The sequence below is a fragment of the Desulfotalea psychrophila LSv54 genome (genome assembly GCF_000025945.1).
GTDB classification, from domain to species: domain Bacteria; phylum Desulfobacterota; class Desulfobulbia; order Desulfobulbales; family Desulfocapsaceae; genus Desulfotalea; species Desulfotalea psychrophila.
This window is the reverse complement of record NC_006138.1, coordinates 2,076,649-2,096,349: the sequence shown is the minus strand read 5'-3', so window position 1 is coordinate 2,096,349 and position 19,701 is coordinate 2,076,649. Positions and strand designations below refer to the sequence as shown.

At 51.1% G+C, this 19,701-nt stretch carries 20 protein-coding genes; 19 read left to right on the top strand and 1 reads right to left on the bottom strand.

Annotated elements, in window-relative coordinates; translation table 11 throughout:
- Positions 1-60: 60 nt before the first annotated feature.
- Positions 61-1,455, bottom strand: coding sequence for an MFS transporter (locus DP_RS09495; protein ID WP_011189102.1), 1,395 nt, complete (start codon positions 1,453-1,455; stop codon positions 61-63).
- Positions 1,456-1,716: 261 nt separating this feature from the next.
- Here DP_RS09495 and DP_RS09490 point away from each other — a divergent pair, with 261 nt between their 5' ends.
- The 19 genes from DP_RS09490 to DP_RS16850 all read left to right on the top strand — a co-directional run bounded on the left by DP_RS09490 (position 1,717) and on the right by DP_RS16850 (position 19,676).
- Positions 1,717-3,216 (top strand): phytoene desaturase family protein, encoded by a 1,500-nt coding sequence (locus DP_RS09490; RefSeq protein WP_011189101.1) that lies wholly within the window; start codon positions 1,717-1,719, stop codon positions 3,214-3,216.
- Complete coding sequence (locus DP_RS09485; RefSeq protein ID WP_041277849.1) at positions 3,213-4,442, top strand: beta-ketoacyl-[acyl-carrier-protein] synthase family protein; 1,230 nt, start codon at positions 3,213-3,215, stop codon at positions 4,440-4,442. Before DP_RS09490 ends, DP_RS09485 begins: the two co-directional genes overlap by 4 nt.
- Positions 4,439-4,699: an acyl carrier protein gene (locus tag DP_RS09480; protein WP_011189099.1), complete on the top strand. Its 261-nt coding sequence runs from the start codon at positions 4,439-4,441 to the stop codon at positions 4,697-4,699. Before DP_RS09485 ends, DP_RS09480 begins: the two co-directional genes overlap by 4 nt.
- The gene (locus DP_RS09475; RefSeq protein ID WP_011189098.1) at positions 4,696-5,436 is read left to right on the top strand and encodes a lysophospholipid acyltransferase family protein; all 741 of its coding nucleotides are present in this window, start codon (positions 4,696-4,698) and stop codon (positions 5,434-5,436) included. Before DP_RS09480 ends, DP_RS09475 begins: the two co-directional genes overlap by 4 nt.
- Positions 5,437-5,531: 95 nt before the next feature.
- The gene (locus tag DP_RS09470) at positions 5,532-6,836 is read left to right on the top strand and encodes a phenylacetate--CoA ligase family protein (RefSeq protein ID WP_011189097.1); all 1,305 of its coding nucleotides are present in this window, start codon (positions 5,532-5,534) and stop codon (positions 6,834-6,836) included.
- Between the two features lie 57 nt (positions 6,837-6,893).
- On the top strand, positions 6,894-7,952 hold the full coding sequence (locus tag DP_RS09465) for a radical SAM/SPASM domain-containing protein (protein WP_041277848.1): 1,059 nt from the start codon (positions 6,894-6,896) through the stop codon (positions 7,950-7,952).
- Positions 7,949-8,482 (top strand): beta-ketoacyl synthase N-terminal-like domain-containing protein, encoded by a 534-nt coding sequence (locus tag DP_RS09460; protein ID WP_011189095.1) that lies wholly within the window; start codon positions 7,949-7,951, stop codon positions 8,480-8,482. Before DP_RS09465 ends, DP_RS09460 begins: the two co-directional genes overlap by 4 nt.
- 83 nt (positions 8,483-8,565) lie before the next feature.
- Positions 8,566-9,933 carry a lipid biosynthesis B12-binding/radical SAM protein gene (locus tag DP_RS09455; RefSeq protein WP_011189094.1) on the top strand — a complete coding sequence of 456 codons (1,368 nt, stop codon included), beginning with the start codon at positions 8,566-8,568 and terminating at the stop codon, positions 9,931-9,933.
- On the top strand, positions 9,930-11,114 hold the full coding sequence (locus tag DP_RS09450; RefSeq protein ID WP_011189093.1) for a DUF2062 domain-containing protein: 1,185 nt from the start codon (positions 9,930-9,932) through the stop codon (positions 11,112-11,114). Before DP_RS09455 ends, DP_RS09450 begins: the two co-directional genes overlap by 4 nt.
- Positions 11,111-12,004, top strand: coding sequence for a lysophospholipid acyltransferase family protein (locus DP_RS09445; protein ID WP_011189092.1), 894 nt, complete (start codon positions 11,111-11,113; stop codon positions 12,002-12,004). Before DP_RS09450 ends, DP_RS09445 begins: the two co-directional genes overlap by 4 nt.
- Before the next feature lie 70 nt (positions 12,005-12,074).
- Entirely contained in the window at positions 12,075-12,329 is a 255-nt protein-coding gene (locus tag DP_RS09440) for a phosphopantetheine-binding protein (RefSeq protein ID WP_041277847.1), read from the top strand.
- A 65-nt stretch (positions 12,330-12,394) separates the two neighbouring features.
- Positions 12,395-13,597, top strand: a complete 1,203-nt coding sequence (locus DP_RS09435; protein WP_041277846.1) for a beta-ketoacyl-[acyl-carrier-protein] synthase family protein — start codon at positions 12,395-12,397, stop codon at positions 13,595-13,597.
- Complete coding sequence (locus DP_RS16855) at positions 13,594-14,373, top strand: beta-ketoacyl synthase chain length factor (protein ID WP_011189089.1); 780 nt, start codon at positions 13,594-13,596, stop codon at positions 14,371-14,373. Before DP_RS09435 ends, DP_RS16855 begins: the two co-directional genes overlap by 4 nt.
- A gap of 58 nt (positions 14,374-14,431) precedes the next feature.
- Positions 14,432-15,166: a 3-oxoacyl-ACP reductase FabG gene (gene fabG, locus DP_RS09425; protein WP_011189088.1), complete on the top strand. Its 735-nt coding sequence runs from the start codon at positions 14,432-14,434 to the stop codon at positions 15,164-15,166.
- 16 nt (positions 15,167-15,182) lie between these two features.
- Entirely contained in the window at positions 15,183-15,632 is a 450-nt protein-coding gene (locus DP_RS09420) for a hypothetical protein (RefSeq protein WP_041277845.1), read from the top strand.
- Between the two features lie 120 nt (positions 15,633-15,752).
- A complete protein-coding gene (locus DP_RS09415) occupies positions 15,753-16,388 on the top strand; it encodes an outer membrane lipoprotein carrier protein LolA (RefSeq protein WP_011189086.1) in 636 nt (211 codons plus the stop codon).
- On the top strand, positions 16,381-18,756 hold the full coding sequence (locus DP_RS09410) for an MMPL family transporter (protein WP_049785060.1): 2,376 nt from the start codon (positions 16,381-16,383) through the stop codon (positions 18,754-18,756). Before DP_RS09415 ends, DP_RS09410 begins: the two co-directional genes overlap by 8 nt.
- Positions 18,749-19,285 carry a hypothetical protein gene (locus tag DP_RS09405; RefSeq protein WP_011189084.1) on the top strand — a complete coding sequence of 179 codons (537 nt, stop codon included), beginning with the start codon at positions 18,749-18,751 and terminating at the stop codon, positions 19,283-19,285. The genes DP_RS09410 and DP_RS09405 overlap by 8 nt, the downstream gene beginning before the upstream one ends.
- On the top strand, positions 19,272-19,676 hold the full coding sequence (locus tag DP_RS16850; RefSeq protein ID WP_049785059.1) for a hypothetical protein: 405 nt from the start codon (positions 19,272-19,274) through the stop codon (positions 19,674-19,676). The genes DP_RS09405 and DP_RS16850 overlap by 14 nt, the downstream gene beginning before the upstream one ends.
- Positions 19,677-19,701 lie beyond the last annotated feature (25 nt).

Genomic DNA, 19,701 nt, shown 5'->3' with positions numbered 1-19,701 from the left:
GGAGGGGCAGAGAAAAAAAATTACAGTACCCTGAGAAATGAAACGATGATGACCAAGGCGCTACGGCTCATTGGTTGGCGCCTTGGCTCGCCCCAGGGAGAGAAAGACACCCACCAGACTCATAAGGGTAAAGGTCAGCATCGCCCCCTGCAAACTCTTCATAAAGAGAGGAATGCTCTCCTTGTTGATGGGAGTATCGCCCATGAAATGGGAGACCAAGAGAGACGCTATGGCCATGCTAGTGAGCATCCCCAGAGTTCGTACCGTAGCTGTGAGACTTGAGGCCTGCCCATATGCCTCTTGTGGTACCGAGTTCATAATAATAGTCATATTGGGTGAGGCAAAGAGGCCAAAGCCCACACCCACTACCACAAAGACTAAGGCAACCATGGCAACGGAACTCTCCTGTTCGATCAGGCTTGCCATACCAAGACCGATGGTGCCAACAAACATACCAAGGGTGGCTATTTTTCCCGGATAAATTTTATCGGCAAGTTTTCCTGAGAGAGGAGAGAGAATACATTGAACAAGGGTTTGCAGGATGAGAACAGAGCCTGCCACCTGTGGCAAGAGTCCCTTTACGCTCTGTAAATAGAGACTGAAAAAAAAGATAATAGCAAAACTTGCTCCATAGTTGATCAGGGCAGCCAGCACCGTAAAAAAGAGTACGCGATTAGCAAAAATCATACGAACGTCAAGCATCGGTGATTTCACCCTGGTCTCCAACCAGAAAAAGAAAGAAAGACCAACAATACCGGCTACAACTAGGGCAGCGGCATAGCCGCCCACCATAGTGTGACCGGCAACACCCACTACCAGAAAGGAGAGAGAAAGCATATAGACAGCACAGCCACGATAATCAAATTTCTGCTCGGGGCTACCCCACCACTCACCTTTGAGAGTTTTTAAACAGAGAAGAAGGGCCAAGCTGGCAAGTAGGCCGGCAAAGACAAAGAGCCAGTGCCAGTTAAATTGGAAGACAATGAATCCACCCAGAGCTGGGCCTGCTGAAAGTCCTGCATAGACAAAGGCAAGAACAATGCCCATACTTTTTCCCCGACGCTCCCGCGGAACGACGGAGGAGAGGATGGCAAAGGTGGTGGTGGCAATAAAGGAAACACTGAGCCCCTGCACAAACCTGACAAGGAGAAACTGCCCCATTGACCTGGTGGCGGTAATAGCAAAGGTAGAGATAATAAAGCCACAAATACCCATGAGAAAAATCTTCTTTCTGCCAAATATATCGGCCAACTGCCCCGCTGCCAGCAGAAATATGCTTACGCCCAGAATATAGATCATCTCAGCAAGACCGAGTTGAAAGGCACTTGCAGAAAAATGGCGACCAATTGTGGGCAGAGCAACACTCACCCCGGAGGCCATAAAGGGAGTGATAAACTGGACAATGGATACCAAAATGATGGTGGAAGCTTCACCATTTTTTTGTTTGATGCTCATATTTTCAACCTATTACTGATTTTTTTTTTCGCGGCTTCTCTCCTATGATTTTCTAGCATAAGAACAGATGAATTATCAAGGCATCAAAACGAATTTTCTTGGCAAGAGACACAATTGTTGCCTATTAGAAGAAAAAATCTCTTTACATTGAACAATGAGTTGCTGTTAGTTATGTGATAAATTAATCCATCGTATATATTTTTTTACCGATGGTTTGACTTTTGTCAGCAAAAATAAAAAACACGAATCCTGGGAGGAACTGTGAGGGCAGACGTTGTTATTATAGGGAGTGGCATAAGTGGCCTAACCGCCGGTGCCCTGCTGGCAAAACATGGCAAGAAGGTAGTAATTCTGGAAAAGAGCAGATATCCGGGCGGATCTATCCGGCAGTTCACCAGAAAGAGACACGCCTTTGACGTGGGATTCCACTACACAGGATGCCTGGGAGAAGGAGAGGTATTAAATTTCCTCTGGAAACACTGCGGTGTCTTGCAGAGCTTAGACATTATCCCCTCTGATCCAGCAGGCTATGATCATTTTGAGGACGGGGCAAGCGGACGCGTTATTCGGGGTTATTTTTCCTATGAAAAACTTGCCGAAGAACTGGAGAGAGAGTTTCCAAGAGAACTACAGGGCATCAGAAAATACCTGAAAACGGTGCAAGAAAATTGCCAGGATGTGCCCTTTTATAAGCCTCATCTCCCCCTCCTTCCCTTCCTGCGAGGATATAAGGAAAATGCCCAGTCTCTTTCCAGTTTTCTAAAGAGCATCACCGACGACAGACTCCTGCGAGCTGTACTTGAGGCACCCGGATTTCTCTATGGGGTGCCAACAGCTGATGCCTCACTTGAGGTCCATTCCCTGGTCGCCCATGGTTATTACTCGGGTGCATACAAGGTAGCAGGAGGAGGACAGAGTGTTGTCGATTCCTTTGCAAACGCCCTGGACAAATATGGGGCAACTCTCACCCTCAATGCTGAGGTCACCTCAGTTCTGGTGAACAATGGAATGACCGCAGGGGTTCAACTTGCCTCGGGAGAAGAGATCACCTGTCAGCAGGTAATTTATACAGGTCACCCGAGCCAATCGCTTGACCTCCTCCCCCCACAGGGCTTCCGACCAGCCTATAAAACCAGGGTAAAAAACCTGCGTCCCTCTCTTTCAATGTTTGCCGTTTTTGCAGAATCAGAAAAGAGGGTAGACTGTGCCGACGGCATACTAAACTACTATCTTTTCCCGAAAGAAGGGGCCATCCTCCCTCAACAGAGCCAACTTGCCCCCCATCAGCGCACGATGCTTATGACAAGCGGTGCCCCAGCAGTTCCACAGAAAGGATTGCATGGTCAAGGCAATGACGTTATATTACTGAGTACTGGTTATTGGCAGGATATCGAGCAATTTGCAGGCAAGAATTCTCCACCTAGGGGGCCTGAATATACAGAGTGGAAAAGAGCCATTGCCGAAAAAATGATTCATAGAGCAGAAGAAAAATGGGGGGATATATGTGGAACCCTGAATCCCCTTGCCACTGCAAGCCCCCTTACCTTTCGCGATGAACTCTCTGCGCCCTCCGGCTGTACCTATGGCGCAATGCACTGCTTAGGACAGTTTAACCCCGATGTACGTACGCGTTTACCAGGGTTTTACCTAAGTGGGCAATCCACACTTATGACAGGAGTTGTTGGAGCCTCTGTTGCAGGACTGGTAAGTGCTGGAGAAATACTTGGTTTAGAAGATCTTTGGAGAAGTGTGCAACTGTGAATAAACGGGTCGTTATAACTGGCAGAGGCGCAGTCTCTCCCTTTGGTTTGGGTGTACCTACTCTACTGGAAAATCTCTGGCAGGGATGTTCCGCCATTCGCTCTATTCCGGAATGGCAGGACGTAGCAGGCCTTGGAAGTCATCTGGCTGCTCCGGTACCAGATTTTGATCTGAAAATATTACCCCGCATACAACGTCGTACCATGGGAAAAATGGCCATGTTTGCCACCATCGCCTCCCAAGAAGCGGTGGCCGACAGTGGCATAGACAAAGAGTGCCTCTCCTCGGGTGATATAGGTGTTGCCATCGGCTCAACCACCGGTAGCCCTGCGGCCTATGAAACTTTTTACTTACAGTATCTGGTCAACAGCTCACTGCAGGGAATCAAGTCAGGGGAATTTTTTAAGTCCATGGGTCACTCCTGCGCGGCAAACGTCAGCCTTACCCTGGGGATAAAGGGAGAACAGTGGGGCCCTGCGAGTGCCTGCACCTCCTCCTCTCAGGCCATAGGCTTGGGTTATATCCTCATTAAAGCGGGAAGACAGCAGGCAATGCTCTGTGGCGGAGCCGAAGAGACGCATCCATCGGTGACCGGTGTTTTTGATCTATTAGGCGCAGCCTCTCGTCGGCATCAGGAGCCGGAATCTTCCTGTCGCCCCTTTGCCAAAGACCGGGATGGGGTAGTTTGTGGTGGAGGAAGTGGTGTTTTAGTGTTAGAAGAGTTGGCCTCAGCCCAGGCACGGGGGGCGAAAATATATGGAGAGATAGTAGGCTTTGGTAATGTCACCGATAGTGGCCATATTGCTAACCCCGATACCCACTCCATGCAAAGGGCCATGAGCAGAGCAATGTCGGAGGCAGGGATCATTGCCGCAGATATTGATTATGTCAACGCCCATGCAACGGGAACTGAGCTTGGTGATATTGCCGAGGCTAGAGCCATCGCCAGCGTCCTTGGCCCCCTGATCCCGGTAAGTTCTTTTAAGGGACATTTAGGCCATACCCTCGGTGCCTCCGGAGCCCTGGAGATAATAGCTGTACTGGAAATGATGCAGCGTCAGGAGATCATCCCTACCCGAAATTTATCCCTGGCTGATCCCCGTTGCAATGGTATTTCGCTAATCAGAGAGAAGAGTTCCGCTTTTTTGAAAACTATATTAAAAAACAATTTTGCCCTTGGAGGTGTAAATACCTCGCTGGCAATAAGAAATGACATATACCCATGACAGATAAAGAAGTTTTTCAAACAGTCGTTGATGTACTTGCAGAAGAGTTTGAACTCAACCGGGAAGAGATGACTCCGGAGGCATCCCTCTATGAGGAGCTTGGGCTTGATAGTCTTGATGCCGTTGATATGGTTATCGTTTTAGAAAAAACATTTGGCCTGAAACTTGCTGATGAAAAAGAGATCCGCTCCATCTGGACCCTGAAGGATTTGGCAGAATTTATTGTTAAGAAAAAGGCGGGCCAGACAGCTGCATGATCCTTTTGCAAAAAATATTGTGGAACTGCTATTTTTTTATGGCCTTCACCGTGGTCACAGCCATTGCAGTCATCATATCCCCCCTTACTATCCTGCTCTGCGTAACAGTTAATTCTGTAAGCATCGGCTCTGCTCTGCGCCGGGGAATCTGTCTTTACGGTTGGATCTTGGTCTGCAAAATACCCTTCTGGGCACCCGTTGAGGTTATTTACCGGACAAAGAGCTTACCACCGGCCTCAATTTTTGTTGCGAACCACAATTCGGCCATAGATCCCTATCTTTTTGGAGCTATCCCTGTAGAGAGTGGTTTTGTCACCTCCTGGCCCTTCAAAATCCCCCTGTATAGCTTTTTTATGAAAATTGCCGGCTATGCAAATGCCGAAAAGGGTTGGGCTGAGATTTTAAGTAAAAGCCAGAAGATGCTTGATGATGGATGCTATGTAACTATCTGGCCCGAGGGACATCGTTCCCGCAATCGACAGTTGGCCCGGTTTAAAACGGGGGCATTTACCCTGGCTCAGGAGACCAACAGACCCATCATTCCCGTATGTATCCTGGGATCAGCAGATATCCTCGCCCCGGGAAAACGACTACTGTCGTGCGGCAGGGTAAAGTTGGTGGTACTTGAACCTGTCTATCCAGAGAAAAGTGGTGGTCGAGATGATGTTCAGCGCATGCGTCGTTATGTCCAAGAGCAAATAGAGACCACTCTCCGGGAATATGGCCATTTTAGTTGACAGAGGTTAGCTAGCTTGGAAGATTTTTCGAATAATGCGGAAATTTAAAGAAAAATCTATTTTTTCAAGGTTTCCCCAAGTGAAAAGGCAATACTATGTTGGCAGATAAGTACAATATCGAGCAGGCTATTTCTCTTCGCAGGGCCCCTCTGGCGCAAATTGAAGAGGTACAACTGGTACTGCTCAAGAGACATCTGCTCCATGCCCTCAGCATACCCTTTTACAAAAAGGCGTTGGGCATAGGGAAAAAAGAGATAGAGGCTCTAAGCTCTGTTGCAGAGCTCTCCCAACTCCCCTTCACGACCAGAGAACAGCTGGACAGTCATGCTGACGCATTTGGTTTGCGTAATGAAAGGGCCTTTCGTGATATTGCCCTGACATCGGGAACCACGGGTAATGCGGTTGTGGTCCCCTATACCGAAGCAGATCTGAAACGACTGGCCTTTAACGAGGCAATGGCCTTTTATGGCGCGGGAGTTCGACCTGAGGACAGGGTACTACTAACGGTAACTCTGGACAGGTGTTTTGTAGCAGGACTTGCCTACTACTCCGGCATAACCTTTCTGGGCGCCTCGGCAATTCGCAGCGGCCCCGGCCAACCGGCTCGTCAGTGGCACACCATAAACACCCTAAAGCCCAAGATCATTGTCGGGGTACCCACATTTTTACGCGATCTCGGCCAGTGGGCCTTGGCGGAAGGAATAGACCCTGCCACCTCTTCGATTAAGAGCATTATCACCATAGGTGAATCTGTGCGGCAACCGGATCACGGTCTCACCCCACTTGGCGCTCAACTACATGATCTCTGGCAAGCAGACCTCTACTCTTCTTACGGGGCAACAGAGTTTGAAACTGCCTTTAGCGAATGCACCATGGCCCGGGGCGGACATGTCCACCCTGAGCTGATGTTGGTCGAGGTGGTGGATGATCATGGCAGGGTGGTAGCCGATGGCGTTTCTGGCGAGGTGGTGGTAACACCTCTGGGCATCGAGGGATTCCCCCTGGTCCGCCTTAAAACTGGTGATATCAGTCGATTGGAAAACTCCCCATGTGCCTGTGGCTGGAACACCAAACGACTGGGCCCCGTGGAGGGACGTCTGGCTCAGCGACTGAAATATAAGGGGACAACCCTTTATCCTGAAACAATCTTCAATATTCTGCAGAAGGTTGAGGCCGTTTCTGGAGCATACGTTGAGGTACGTACAGGTGCCGATGGAATTGATGATGTCCATGTAGTGGTTGGCTGTGATGATAAGGCGCTGGACAAAAAATTTGAGGAGATGCTCCAGGCACAGCTGCGGGTAAAACCTACCCTGACGGTGCTTCCTCCCGAACAGGTTAAGGCCACCATGACGGCGGATGGTGGACGAAAACCAAGAAAGTTTTTTGATTATAGGTAATTTCCGGAACAGATGGCTAAATATCTGTTCTTACTATATTTTTGAAGGATTATGTTAATGGCATGTTTAAGTGAACAGTTGGGAATGGAGTTTAGTCCGGAAGAGATAGCAAAGTGTCGCGCGCGGGGTGGACTGCTCTCCCTGGAGCTGGAGCTCTCACGTATTTGTGATTTACGCTGCGTCTACTGTTATGCCGCCTCCGGTGTGCCTCTAAAAAATGAGCTCACTCTGGTAGAGATAAAAGATATTATCGACCAGGCCATAGGACTCGGCGCACAAAAGATAATTGTTCTCGGTGGTGGTGAGCCCCTCCTCTACCCCCATCTTTTTGAAGTCATAGAGTATATTCGAAATAAAGGGCTGGCCGTCGATCTCTTCACCAACGGCCTGAGCCTGAGCTCCGATGTTGCCATCCGCCTGCAGAAGCTGGAGGTTGATGTTGTCCTGAAGATGAACAGTAAGATTCCGGAAGTACAGGATTATCTAGCCGGGAGAGTGGGTACCCACCAGGCAATTGAAAAGGCCTTTAAGGCCCTTACTGATGCAGGTTATCCGGGTGAAAACTGTGCCCTGGGCATAGAGACCATCATCTGTCAGCAAAATTTTGATGAGCTACCGGACCTTTGGCGCTGGGCACGTTACCAGGGCATTTCCCCATATGTAGAGGCCATGACCATGCAGGGTCGGGCCACCGAGCACAACGACTTAGCAGTCGAGCCTGAGCAGGTGGAGCGTCTCTTTAAGGAGCTCTCCCGAATTGACAGTGAAGAGTTTTCCTGCAACTGGATTGCCCATCCTCCTCTGGCCGCCTCTCACTGTGCCCGTCATGAATATTCCTGTACGGTCACCTCCATAGGCGAGGTACAGCCCTGTCCGGGAGTGAATATCAGGGCAGGATCTATCCGCAGTCAATCTCTGGCAGAGATCATTAGCCAGGCCCCGGTTTTTCAGGATCTCCGCCAGATACGCTCGAAGATCAAGGGACGTTGCGCCAGCTGTGATCTCAGTGAGGTCTGCTATGGCTGCCGTGGTCATGCCTACCAGGTTTCCGGGGACTATCTGGCAGAAGATCCACTCTGTTGGCTGAACCGAGCTGAGGATGCAAAGAAAATATGATCCCGCTAGAGATAAAAAAAGGTTTATTGGCAGCACAGGCAGACGAGCAGGTAAAGGGGCTACTGGGCAGCATCCCTCCTCGTTGGGGCAGAATGTCTCCTCTCAGCCGCCTGCTGATTGTTGAACTTGCCCAGCTATTGCAGGAACAAGATCTGCTCATGCCAGGAGAGCGACTGGACGGCAAGGGGCTGAACGTCGGTCTTATTGGTGCCAGCCGCCGAGGCTCTCTCTTTACCGATCGGGCCTTTGTCGATTCCATGGATGAGAATTCTACCCTGGCAAGCCCCGCCCTCTTTGGCTATACCCTGGCAAACATTCCCCTGGCCGAGGCGGCCCTGACCTTCGGCCTTACGGGCCCCGTATATGCCCTCTTTGCAGATGGACAGCCCCTGCCAACTGCCAAGAAGGAGGCCCAACTCCTGTTGCAGATGCAGGCGGGTATAGATATGATGTTTGCCTGTGAGTTTGATCACTATCTGGATGGAAGCGAAGAACACTTTTTGGTGGAGATGAAACTTCTAGCTGCCTAAAAAAAGAGTTCTGCCAGTGGCCTTGGGCCAAGATCATTGAGGGGAAACCCCACTGTTTATTTATTCGTTAGAGGGGTTTGATTGTGGAAAGGACGTTAGCAGCTGTTGCCGGTTCAAATAGCTTAATTATCTCTGTAAACCAGGTGGTCGTCCCCTATCCCGTTTACCCCCTTGGGGCGGCCTGCATTATTGGTGCCCTTGAGGGCAGTGGCCACCAGACCAGACACTTTGATATGCTTGCCGATGGCGGCTTGCAGGCCCTTGAGCCCCTGCTCTCCTCGGCAAGATATGACTTTATAGGTCTGTCCATTCGTAATATCGATACCGTTGACAGCGCCTCACCCGACAACTATCTCAACGGTGCCGTCGCCATTGCCAAGCTGATTCGCCGTCTGCAAAAGACATTTATTGTCATCGGTGGCCCGGCTGTCTCCATCATACCCCAGCTCCTGCTCGATCTGTTAGAGGCGGACTATGCCGTGGTCGGTGAGGGTGAAGAGGTCATGACCTGGCTTGCCGGAGAAATTGGCAAGAAACAGCCGCCCAGCAAAAAGATCCTCAAATTTTCCGCCATAGAAGAGCTGATACCCTGCAGCAGGTTTATGCCCCATATCGCCGAGTACTACACCCGGCACGGAGGCATGCTCAATGTGCAGACAAAACGGGGTTGCCCCTATGGTTGCAGCTACTGCTCATATCCGACAATAGAGGGGAAAAAGATTCGCCACTATCAGCCAGAGCAGGTGGTGGAAGAGGTTAAAAAACTGATCCGGGACTTTGGGGGCCGCTATATCTTTTTTACCGACAGTGTCTTTAACGATCCAGACGACAGGTATCTGGAAATAGCAGAAGAGCTTATTCGCCAGGAGGTTTCCATCCCCTGGTGCGCCTTTTTCCGCCCCCAAGGGATTGGTCGTAGTGAGATAAGGTTGTTGAAGCGGGCCGGTCTTGCTGCGGCAGAGCTGGGCACCGATGCGGCAACGGATGAAACTCTGGCGGGTATAAAAAAGGGCTTTTCCTTCAAGGATGTTCTGGCGGCCCACAAGATAATCACTGCAGAGGATGTTTCCTGCGCCCATTTTATTATGTTTGGCGGCCCCGAAGAAAACAGCTCTACCCTGGCCCGCGGCCTGGCCAATATAGAGCTCCTTAAAAAAAGTGTGGTCTTTGCCTTTATTGGCATTCGTATCCTGCCAGGCACAGATATCCATCAGCGGGCCATCGAGGATGGTATTATTGCCAGAGATCAGTCTCTGCTTGAGCCTACATTCTACTACTCGCCCCAGCTGAGCCGGGCAGAAATGGAGAGCAGTATCCTCACCTCCTTTCGAAGAGATATGACGCGGGTCTACCCCTGTCACAAGATGAACCTTCGTATTGCCTCTTCCCATAAGATGGGATTTGTTGGTCCCTCCTGGGATCTCCTTTTGCAACAGGGCCGTCGCAGATGAAACTCGATAATGCAAAAATACTGATAGTCATCCCCCTCTATAACCACGGCACAAGCGTGGCGGCGGTAGCTACCAGGGCACTTGAGACAGGCCTGCCTGTACTGGTGGTCGACGATGGCAGTACCGACAGCGGCCTGCAGAGCCTGAAGGGCCAAGGCTGTGCAACTCTGCGACTGACCGAAAACCGTGGCAAGGGAGCGGCCATTAAGACGGGTGCAAGCTATGCTCTGGAAAATGGCTATCAGGCCATTGTCACGGTGGATGCCGATGGCCAGCACAGCCCCCTGGAGATTCCTCTCCTGGTGGCCGAGGCAAACAGGGGGCCGTGGCCGGCTATCATCATTGGCGCTCGCGAGATGATCCAGGATACCGTGCCTCGCTCCAGTCATTTCGGCAAGGCATTTTCTAATTTTTGGGTCCGACTGGAATGCGGCTGCGAACTGGCCGATACCCAGAGCGGCATGCGCCTCTACCCCGTGGAGGAAATCCTGGCCCTTGATCTGCCGCACTGCTGCTATGATTTTGAAATAGAGGTACTGGTGAAATCTGTCTGGAGTGGCCTTGAGGTCCGGGATGTCCCAGTTTCCGTCCACTACCCCCCGGCAGATGAGAGGGTAAGCCACTTTAGAAAGGGACTGGACAACTGGCGACTGACAAAACTGCACACGACCCTTGTTTGCAGGCGTCTCCTGCCCCTGCCCCATAAACAGTTGGTGGAGGGGAAAGCGAAGCTAGAACCCCTGGAGGATGCCAAACATCCTCTGCGCACCCTAAAGAGAATATGTCAGGAGAATTCCTCTCCATTTTGGTTGGCGGTGGCGGTATTCAGCGGCCTCTTCCTCGGCGCCCTGCCTCTTATTGCCTGTCATACCCTTGCCATAATATATTTCTGTTGCCGACTTCACCTCAATAAAGTGGCGGCGGTGGCGGCAAGCCAATTCTGTATGCCCCCCCTGATACCCGCCCTCTGTATTGAATTGGGCCATTATATGCTGCATGGAGAGTTCATCTACGATCTCTCCTGGCAGAGATGGTTGCTGGAAATACCGGAACGAGTCTGGGAGTGGTTACTAGGTTCCCTGGTTGTAGGCCCCGTACTGGGGCTTGTCGGCGCGTCCCTGGTATATTTCTCTTCCCGTAAATTTATCCTCCTCCGCTCCCAAAAAGGTGAAACCCCGTGATATGGCCAAGGCGTTTTCTCAAAGGGCTGGAAAGACTCGGCCACCGCTTTTTTTATCTTGCCATTCGCTGTGGAGGTAGGGGGGGAGGACGACTCCTCCTGGGGCCGGTAATCCTCTTCTATATGATCTGTAGTCGAAAAATCCATCGCACCCTCGCCCCCTATCTGCAGAGGCGTTTTCCACAGATGGGCCACTGGAAATTATTTTGGGCCGCCTACAGAGTTGTATTTTCCTTTGGCACTGTCCTGGTTGATCGGGCCTGGCTTGGTATCTGTAAGGGAGCAGCCCTGCAAGAGGATGTCGTTGACCAGACAATACTGGAAGATGCGGTTAAGGCTGGCAAGGGAGCTGTACTGCTTATGGCCCATGTGGGTAATTGGCAGGCAACACTCTCACGGCTGAATTGTCTGGGTGCCAAGGTCCATGTCCTTATGGACTATGATGCCCATGCCGTGACAAAACACTATTTTGAACTACGCTCAGGAAAAAAACCCTTTGAGATTATAAATGTGAACGGCCCCTTCGGAGGGATGCTGGCGGCAGCTGCAGCCCTGAGGGCGGGCGATCTGGTGGTGATAATGGGAGACCGCTATATCGGTGGTCACTCGGTTACGGCAAACTTCTATAATAGCCCTGTACGCATATCAACCTCCGCCTATATGCTAGCCGCCACGGCCGCGGCCCCGGTGGTGGTGTTACTGGCAGCAAACAGAGGGGGAAAACATTTTCAAGTCCGGGCATGGGATTGTTTTTATCCACAGTATAAGGGTCGAGATAGTCGCGCAGATATGTTACAAGAGTGCGCAGAAAGATACCTGGCAGCGCTAGAGTCCTACCTGCAGGAATACCCCTATCAGTGGTATAATTTTTATAATTTTTGGGAGCAATAGCAGGGGGCAATTTGCTATTGTGCAGTTTTCATATTAGAAGCCCACCGGGCTATTGGACCTTGGAAGAGAGATGGAGAAAATAAAACAGCAGCTGAAAGAGATCCTGGTAGATGACCTGAAAATCCAAGGCATTGTCAAAGAGGATATTGACGATGATGGACAGCTCTTTGGTGAAGGTCTCGGCCTTGATTCCCTCGATGCTGTTGAATTGGCATTTTTAGTGGAAAAACGTTTCGGCGTAACCATTGCCGATATGGAAGAGGGAAAAACAGTCTTTGAATCGATCAATGCCCTGGCAAAGTTTATTGCCGAGAGGATGGAGTAGTTTTTCACCTAAAAACTCCCTGAAACCGGCAAGGGCCTGGAACGTTTAGAAAAGGAAATATGGACATGTCTAACAACTCTTTAGCAAAGATCAGTGTAAGGGGCTATGGCTGTGTAACAGCTGCCGGCCGAAGCTGTCAATCTGCCTGGCAGAGCCTACTGCTAGGACGGGTGAACAATAAGACTCTGCCCACCTTTTTCCCTGCCCCCTGTTTCTATGTCGATGAAGGAGAGACCAGCTACCAGGTACTCAACAGCAAGAGAGAGAAACCACATAACCGGACAATCTCTCTGGCCCTACAGGCCATCGACGAGGCCTTGGCCCAGGCTGGCCTCTCCCTGGAAGAGCTACAGGGAAAACGTGTCGGCCTGGCCTTGGGCACCACCGTTGGCAGCACCTTTGACGATGAATCCTATTACAGGACATGGGAAGAGGGGAAAAATCCCGAACCGGGGCCCATCCATCAACACCTTGACAACAATCTCGCCGCCTATATCCAACGTTTTTTAGGAATACATGGCCCCAGAATCGTCATCACCAATGCCTGTGCCTCCGGAACAGATGCCATTGGCATGGCAAAAATTTGGCTGGAGCAGGGGCTCTGTGATATTGCCATTGCCGGTGGCGCCGATGCCCTCTCCCGAATTGCCTGTAATGGTTTTAAGAGCCTGCGCCTTATCAGCGAGACGAGCTGTCAACCCTTTGATGCAGAGAGGCAGGGGCTTAACCTCGGGGAAGGGGCAGGAATCTTTGTCATGGAGCCTTATTCCGCCGGCAAAAAAGCCCCCTTAGGTTTTGTCAGGGGCTATGGGGTTGCTGGGGACGCCTACCATCCAACGGCCCCCCATCCGCAGGGGAGAGGTCTACAACTGGCCATCGCCTCTGCCCTAAAAAATGCCCGGCTTGATCTAAACAATATCTCCATGATAAATGCTCATGGCACAGGCACTGCAGTAAACGACCAGGCCGAGACCCAGGCTATTTACCAGGCAGGATTTAGCCCCTCCCTACCCATGGTTTCCACCAAGGGCATTACCGGACATACCCTGGGCGCAGCAGGTGGCGTGGAAGCCGTCTTCACCCTTATGTCCTTAAATGAAGGCCATCTTCCAGGGACGGTGGGCTGTCACAGTCCCGATCCTCTATTCGCCTTTCCCATCATCCCCGAGGGAGAGGAGAGGGCTCTGCTGGGCAGGATTGGCATGAGTCAATCGCTGGCCTTTGGTGGTTCTAACAGCGTCCTTATTCTGGAGGGAGGAAGGATATGACTGTCTATATTTCTCAAGTTTATGCCGGTCTCCTGACCGAGCTTGAAATCCCCGTAGACATGGCCAAACATCTGCGCAGGGCCGACGATTTCATCCGTTTAGGCACGGTGGCAGCCCATGAGGTCCTTGGCAGAAATATCTCTCCCGACGCAAGAGGAGATATCTCACAGGGGCTGTTTCTCAGCACCTTTGCCGGCCCCATGGATACCAATTTTTCTGTGCTCAGGGAGGTGGCCCATAGAAATCCCCTCTCCCCCACCCTATTTTCTCATTCCGTTGCCAACTCGGCGGTGGGCTATATGGCAAATACCTTTAATATTCAGGGATGTGCCATGAGCTACACGGACTTTGAATTTCCCTTTTTCAGGGCCCTGGAACAGGCCATGATGGCAATAGAGAGTGGCCTGCTCAGCTCCTGTCTGGTCCTGCAGGTGGAGACCTATAGCCAACTCTTAGAGGATGTCCGACAAAAAAATTATGCAGAGGAAGACAACTGGCAGGCAGGTGCTGTCTGTTGGCTTTTAAGCAGTGAGAAGAGTACAGCTGACAATCAATTTAAAATAGATAGGTTAAGTATAGAGGGCAGGAACAGGTCAGACGTCAACCATCTGCTGGACAAGGAAGAGGCCCTGATCAATGAGGAGCTCTTCAGACACAGTGATCCACTGACCAGCGCCTACCTCCTCTCCGAAAGACTTCAAAGGAGAGAGGAGCACCTGCACTGTACCCTGGAATCTGTCTATGGATCGGTACATTTAGATATAAGACTATCCTAAATAAATGGAATGTTATGCCGGGTAGATTTCTAGCTGGCCCTAAAATGAGAGGTAAGATATGGCAGAGAGTGAGAAAAAGATTGTTTTCATAAGTGGGGCAAGTCGGGGTATCGGGGCAGCCATTGCCGTCCATCTGGCAGCGGCAGGCTATGATATCTGGCTCAACTACAGAAGTTCTACAGAACAGGCTCAGACCGTTAAAAAGGAGATAGAGGAACTTGGACGAGAATGCCTCCTCCTGGCTTTTGACGTCACCGACGAGGCGGCAACTGCGAAAATTCTGGAACCCCTATTGGCTGAGACTGTACCCTTTGCCATGATCCATAATGCCGGCATTACAAGAGATACCCTCCTACCTATGATGCAGAGGCAGGAGTGGGACGCAGTCATCGATGTCCACCTCAACAGCTTCTATATCCTCGGTCGGATTTTTTCCCGTCATATGCTCTCTAAGAGAAGGGGACGGATCATAAGCATAGCCTCCCTCTCAGGAGAAATTGGTCAGGCAGGACAGGTAAACTACTCGGCGGCCAAGGCAGGTCTTATCGGCGCATCCAAGGCCCTGGCAAGAGAACTTGCCAAGAGGAATATCCTGGTAAACGTGGTCTCTCCCGGTTTAATAGAGACAGAGATGATCGAAGGACTGCCCTTGGATAAGATGTTACCCCTTATCCCTCTGGGTCGGGTGGGCACCAAAAAAGAGGTGGCGGGAGTTGTTCGCTTTCTCCTCAGTGATGATGCCAGCTATATAACCGGTCAGGTCTTTAGCGTAAATGGTGGAATGCATATGTAGTTTTGGTGAGGAAACCATGGAAAATACAGTGAAAGAAGAGTTTGAATTACCCATGCCGGCAGGCCTGCTCCTACCACACCGGGCGCCGATGCTTCTGGTGGATTCTCTGCAGGAGTGTAACTCCGAGAGGGCTGTTGTTCTGGCCCGTCTACCGGAGAAGGGTATTTTTTTTGCAGGGGACCAGTTCCTTCCTGAATTTTTTGTGGAGCTCATCGCCCAAGCAGCAGCCCTGCAGAATGGTTTTATAGCACTTTCAGCAGGTAAGCCCCTGCATGATGGCATGTTGGTGGGTTTAGAGGATTTCTCCCTCAACAAAAATGGCCACGGTGGCGAAAGATTACGGGTGGTGGTGGAGAAGACCTTTGAATTTGGCGCAATCAGCTTCCTCAAAGGAGAGGTATTTTCTAATGAGGATCTCCTGGCTACAGGCAACCTTAAGGTCTGGGAAGACCTGAAAAAACCTTGATGGAGCCTTTCTTTAAATCTCTGTCTTATCGAAATTGCCTGTTTTTCAAGCTCCCAGAATCTTGTAAAGTTAACAAGTCCTGAAGAAGGATGATTCCGTCAGCCTCACCACGTGGAAAAAATGCTAAAAAAAATTATCCTTACCCTCTTTTTCTGCCTTGTCGCATCCATGGCCCTTGCCAGCGAAGAGGAAGAGCTCAACACCTTTTTGCACAAGATTCAGCAGACATCACGGCAGGCAGAGGCCTTCTCCACGGACTTTATCCAAGAGAAACACCTAGCCATGCTGAACAAGCCGGTGATCTTTCGCGGCCATCTGAGCCTCATTCGCCCGGACAAATTACGTTGGCAGTTCACCTCCCCCCTCCCCTCGGCCCTGATTTTCAACGGTGAACAGGGCATGCGCTGTGACAGCGAAGGTGAAGCCACCCCCTTTCTCCTCTCCTCCGACCCAGTGATGCGGGTGGTGGCGGAACAGCTCTGGAACTGGTTGGGCGGTGATTATCTGAAACTATCCAAGCTCTATAGACTGAGCAAGATGGAACCGGCAAGTCTTGTCATCCACTTTGATAAAGAGGGAGCGATCTCAAAAATTCTATCCCGGGTAACCATTCGCTTTAACGAGAAGAGCCTACAGCCAGAACAGGTTAAGATCGTTGAAAGAGGAGGTGACTTTACCCGCATTTTCTTCAAAAACCCTCAGCTGAACATTCCGCTGGCAGATGATCTCTTTTCCCGCTGTGATATCAATGAGTAGAAAAGAGCGACTCCTTCGCTGGCTTCTGGTCCTTCTCCTTGTCCTGGTGGCTGGCTATTTTTCTCTGGGCCTCTCCATGAAGGACAATGCTCTGGATTTACTCCCCGACGGCAGGGTGCGCAGTGACCTGCAACTCCTGCAAGAGATTGGCCTGGTGGATCGTCTGGTCATCACCCTCAGCGCTCAGGAAAAGAGCTATCCTGACCCGATTGCCGCCCAGAGGGCATTAGAAAAAAGTGCCACTGCCCTTGAAACGATGCTTGAAAAAGACAGGCGCTTCTCCCATGTCTTTGCCCGCTTTTCAAAACAGGCCACCCCTATGGGGCCGGATTTTTTCTCCTATCTGCCGGTACTGAGTCGACAGACGGATATGGTAAAGATCAGAGAACGGCTGTCGGAAGAGGCCCTGACCGAGAGAATGGCTGAAACGTTCTCTCTGCTCAACAGCCTGGCAGGAATTGCCCTGAAGAGACAGCTACAGATTGATCCCTTGGACTTCAGCTCACTACTCACCGCCAAGCTAAGCTTTTTACGGGATGGCTCCACCATCTCTCTTAAAAATGGTTTTTTGTTGAGTAAGGACGGCAGGAATATACTGGTCTTTGCCGAAAGTCGTCTGGGCCTAACTGATTCCAATAACGCCAAAGAGATAGAACAGGCCCTCAAAAAGATATATGAACAGGCCCTCCTCCCGGGAATCATCCCCCGGGTCATAGGCACCCTGCCTCATACCCTGGCCAACAGCCAGGCGATTAAGCATGATCTACAGACCCTCTTGCCCATGGCCACCCTTCTCCTCTTTCTCCTCCTGGCGTTTTCTCTGAAAAATATCAAGGCCATAGTAGTCTTCGCCGTCCCCCTGCTGGCCAGCCTGCCGGCCATTGCCATCACCTCCTCTATTTTTAAAGGTATCAGTGGACTGGCCCTGGGTTTCGGCATTGTCCTATTGGGCATTGCCGTGGACTTTTCTATCCATCTCTTTATTGCCCTCCATAGCAATGGCAAAGATCGTCGTACTATCCTGGCCGAGATGCGCCGCCCCATTCTCTTTGCCAGCCTGACCACCCTCGCCGTCTTCTTTGTCCTCTTCTTCTCCAATGTCCCGGCTCATAGACAGATGGCCTGTCTGGCCTTTACCGGTCTGCTCTTCGGAATTTGTTTTGCCTGGTTGCTAATCCCCACCACCTGCACCAAAGCAAATATACTGGAAGAGAGCAGAGGAGAAGAGCCAAGTCCCCTTCGCTTTATGGGGCTGCGTAAAGGCTGTAGCCTCCTCTGGCTTGCCCTGCTCTGCCTAGGAGTCTTTGCCTGGCCGCAAATTCGCTATAACGGCGATCTGAAGTCACTGGATGCACCGGGCCTTGCTGTCCTGGCAGATGAGGCCTATTTTGCTGAGGCCTGGGGCAAACCCCAGGAGAAGGTATTTGTGGTCAGCCTTGGTGATAAGATACAGACAGCTCTGGAAAAGAACGACAGACTCTTTTATTTTTTGGAGGAGTCTGGCTTTAAGCAGATACAGAGTCTGGCACCGATACTGCCAAGCCTGCACAGACAGAAGGAGAATAGACAGAGATGGCAGGGCTTTTGGTCGGAAGAGAGGCTAAAGTTCTCTCCTCTCTTTAAGAGGGTAGCCGCAGGGCAGGGTTTTGCCCCCGAGGCCTTTTTTCCATTTTTTCACTGGTTAGAGAACCCCACAGGACCCCTTAAGATTGAACACCTACAGAGCTCTCCCCTAGACCCTATGCTGGGCCTTATGATTCGTTCATCCCTCTCCCAACAAGGAGAGAGGCGGGCCATGGTGCTGACAAGCATCTCCGGTGACAGAGAAAAATTGCCTGCACTCCTCCTCTTTACTGAACAAAATCCCGAAATACATCTCCTGGCAGGTGAGCAGTGGAAGGCAGAGGTAGAAGGCCTGCTGAAAAAGAACATTCTCTTTCTCTCGGGCCTGGCAGGCATCTTTGTCCTGGCTCTGGTCTCAATTCAATTCAGGAATGTAGCGGCAATCATCGCCGTTTTGGCCCCGGTTCTGGCCGCCCTGGCCGGGATGCTTGTCTTTTGCTGGATTATGGGCTACACGCTTAATATGATGCATCTGATTATGGGCATAATGGTCATTGGTCTAGCCGTCGACTACGGTATCTTTGCCGTCTGTTCCCGCCTGAAGCAGAGTCTGCAGGGCACGGAAAAGGCCATTTCAATCTGTGCGGCCAGCTCCCTGATCGGTTTTGGGGTACTGGCCTTTTCCTCCCATCCCGCCCTCCACTCCTTAGGGATAACGGTACTGGTGGGCATTGGCATTGGCTGGCCCGTTGCCCTGGTGGTGAGTCCATATCTCTTTACTCTGGGGAGCAGAAGGAATGACTAAAAAAATAATTTTATTTCTGGTCCTGCTGGGGCTGAGTGGCTGCGCTAGTTCGATCCCCCCCATGGACCTTGAGGAAGGGGCCGAGTCCCCTCTTCTCTACAGTATACGTATCTACCGTGGAGATGAGGTACGCTTTTCCGGCATCCTTGTTCTCCAATCAACCGGTACGCCCCTGAGCTATGCCCTCCTTGATAGCACCGGGGTTACCCTGCTTTCAGCCGAGATTGACGAACAGGGCCAACAAAATATGGAGTCTCGGCAGGGGCCGCTAAAAGATTCGCACCTACCGACCCTGCTGGCAACATCACTCTATAGGATCTTTTTTGCCCACGCCGCGGCCAGCGACTGCCAGGCAGATATCTTCTCATTTTACCGAGAGACAGAGATGGGCAGACGGCGGGCCTGCTACCTTGGCCCCCTCTCCCTGTGGTCCGTACAACAGAGCGATGACTCTCTGTTTGCGGGGGCGATCTACTCCCAAACAGGGCTACAAATCAAACTTGTAAGGATTGCCAATGACTCCCAGTGAAAAAACCTATACTCCCATATATGCCTCTCTTAAAGATTGCTGCCTCAGCTCTGCACTTAAAGAGTTGAAGGAGGGAGCTGTTCAGGCCAGGGCCAGCTTTGTTTTTCCAGAGACGTTTTCCGCCTTTGCCGGCCATTTCCCCGATCACTCAGTCCTGCCCGCCGTTGTCCAGCTTACCACAGTACGGCATATCTCAGAGCAGGCCCTCGGTTTTGCCCTACAGCTACGGGCATATGGAAGAATTAAATTTTCCGGGGCGATACTGCCGGGGGAGGAGGTAGAGATAGAGGTAAGGCTCACCCCGGAGGAGGAACTCTACCATGGCGAGTTTACCGTAAAAAAAGAGGGTAAGTCTGTCAGCAATGGTAGCTGCGATTTCAGCAAAAGTTGAAGAAAAGTCTAATTTTTCAAGCCAC

Excerpts from the sequence above, each read along its gene's own strand:
- DP_RS09495 (WP_011189102.1), bottom strand. The coding sequence starts at position 1,455 with ATGAGCATCAAACAAAAAAATGGTGAAGCTTCCACCATCATTTTGGTA.
- DP_RS09480 (WP_011189099.1), top strand. The coding sequence starts at position 4,439 with ATGACAGATAAAGAAGTTTTTCAAACAGTCGTTGATGTACTTGCAGAA.
- DP_RS09475 (WP_011189098.1), top strand. The coding sequence starts at position 4,696 with ATGATCCTTTTGCAAAAAATATTGTGGAACTGCTATTTTTTTATGGCC.
- DP_RS09470 (WP_011189097.1), top strand. The coding sequence starts at position 5,532 with ATGTTGGCAGATAAGTACAATATCGAGCAGGCTATTTCTCTTCGCAGG.
- DP_RS09465 (WP_041277848.1), top strand. The coding sequence starts at position 6,894 with ATGGCATGTTTAAGTGAACAGTTGGGAATGGAGTTTAGTCCGGAAGAG.
- DP_RS09460 (WP_011189095.1), top strand. The coding sequence starts at position 7,949 with ATGATCCCGCTAGAGATAAAAAAAGGTTTATTGGCAGCACAGGCAGAC.
- DP_RS09450 (WP_011189093.1), top strand. The coding sequence starts at position 9,930 with ATGAAACTCGATAATGCAAAAATACTGATAGTCATCCCCCTCTATAAC.
- DP_RS09440 (WP_041277847.1), top strand. The coding sequence starts at position 12,075 with ATGGAGAAAATAAAACAGCAGCTGAAAGAGATCCTGGTAGATGACCTG.
- DP_RS09435 (WP_041277846.1), top strand. The coding sequence starts at position 12,395 with ATGTCTAACAACTCTTTAGCAAAGATCAGTGTAAGGGGCTATGGCTGT.
- DP_RS16855 (WP_011189089.1), top strand. The coding sequence starts at position 13,594 with ATGACTGTCTATATTTCTCAAGTTTATGCCGGTCTCCTGACCGAGCTT.
- fabG (WP_011189088.1), top strand. The coding sequence starts at position 14,432 with ATGGCAGAGAGTGAGAAAAAGATTGTTTTCATAAGTGGGGCAAGTCGG.
- DP_RS09420 (WP_041277845.1), top strand. The coding sequence starts at position 15,183 with ATGGAAAATACAGTGAAAGAAGAGTTTGAATTACCCATGCCGGCAGGC.
- DP_RS09415 (WP_011189086.1), top strand. The coding sequence starts at position 15,753 with ATGCTAAAAAAAATTATCCTTACCCTCTTTTTCTGCCTTGTCGCATCC.
- DP_RS09410 (WP_049785060.1), top strand. The coding sequence starts at position 16,381 with ATGAGTAGAAAAGAGCGACTCCTTCGCTGGCTTCTGGTCCTTCTCCTT.
- DP_RS09405 (WP_011189084.1), top strand. The coding sequence starts at position 18,749 with ATGACTAAAAAAATAATTTTATTTCTGGTCCTGCTGGGGCTGAGTGGC.
- DP_RS16850 (WP_049785059.1), top strand. The coding sequence starts at position 19,272 with ATGACTCCCAGTGAAAAAACCTATACTCCCATATATGCCTCTCTTAAA.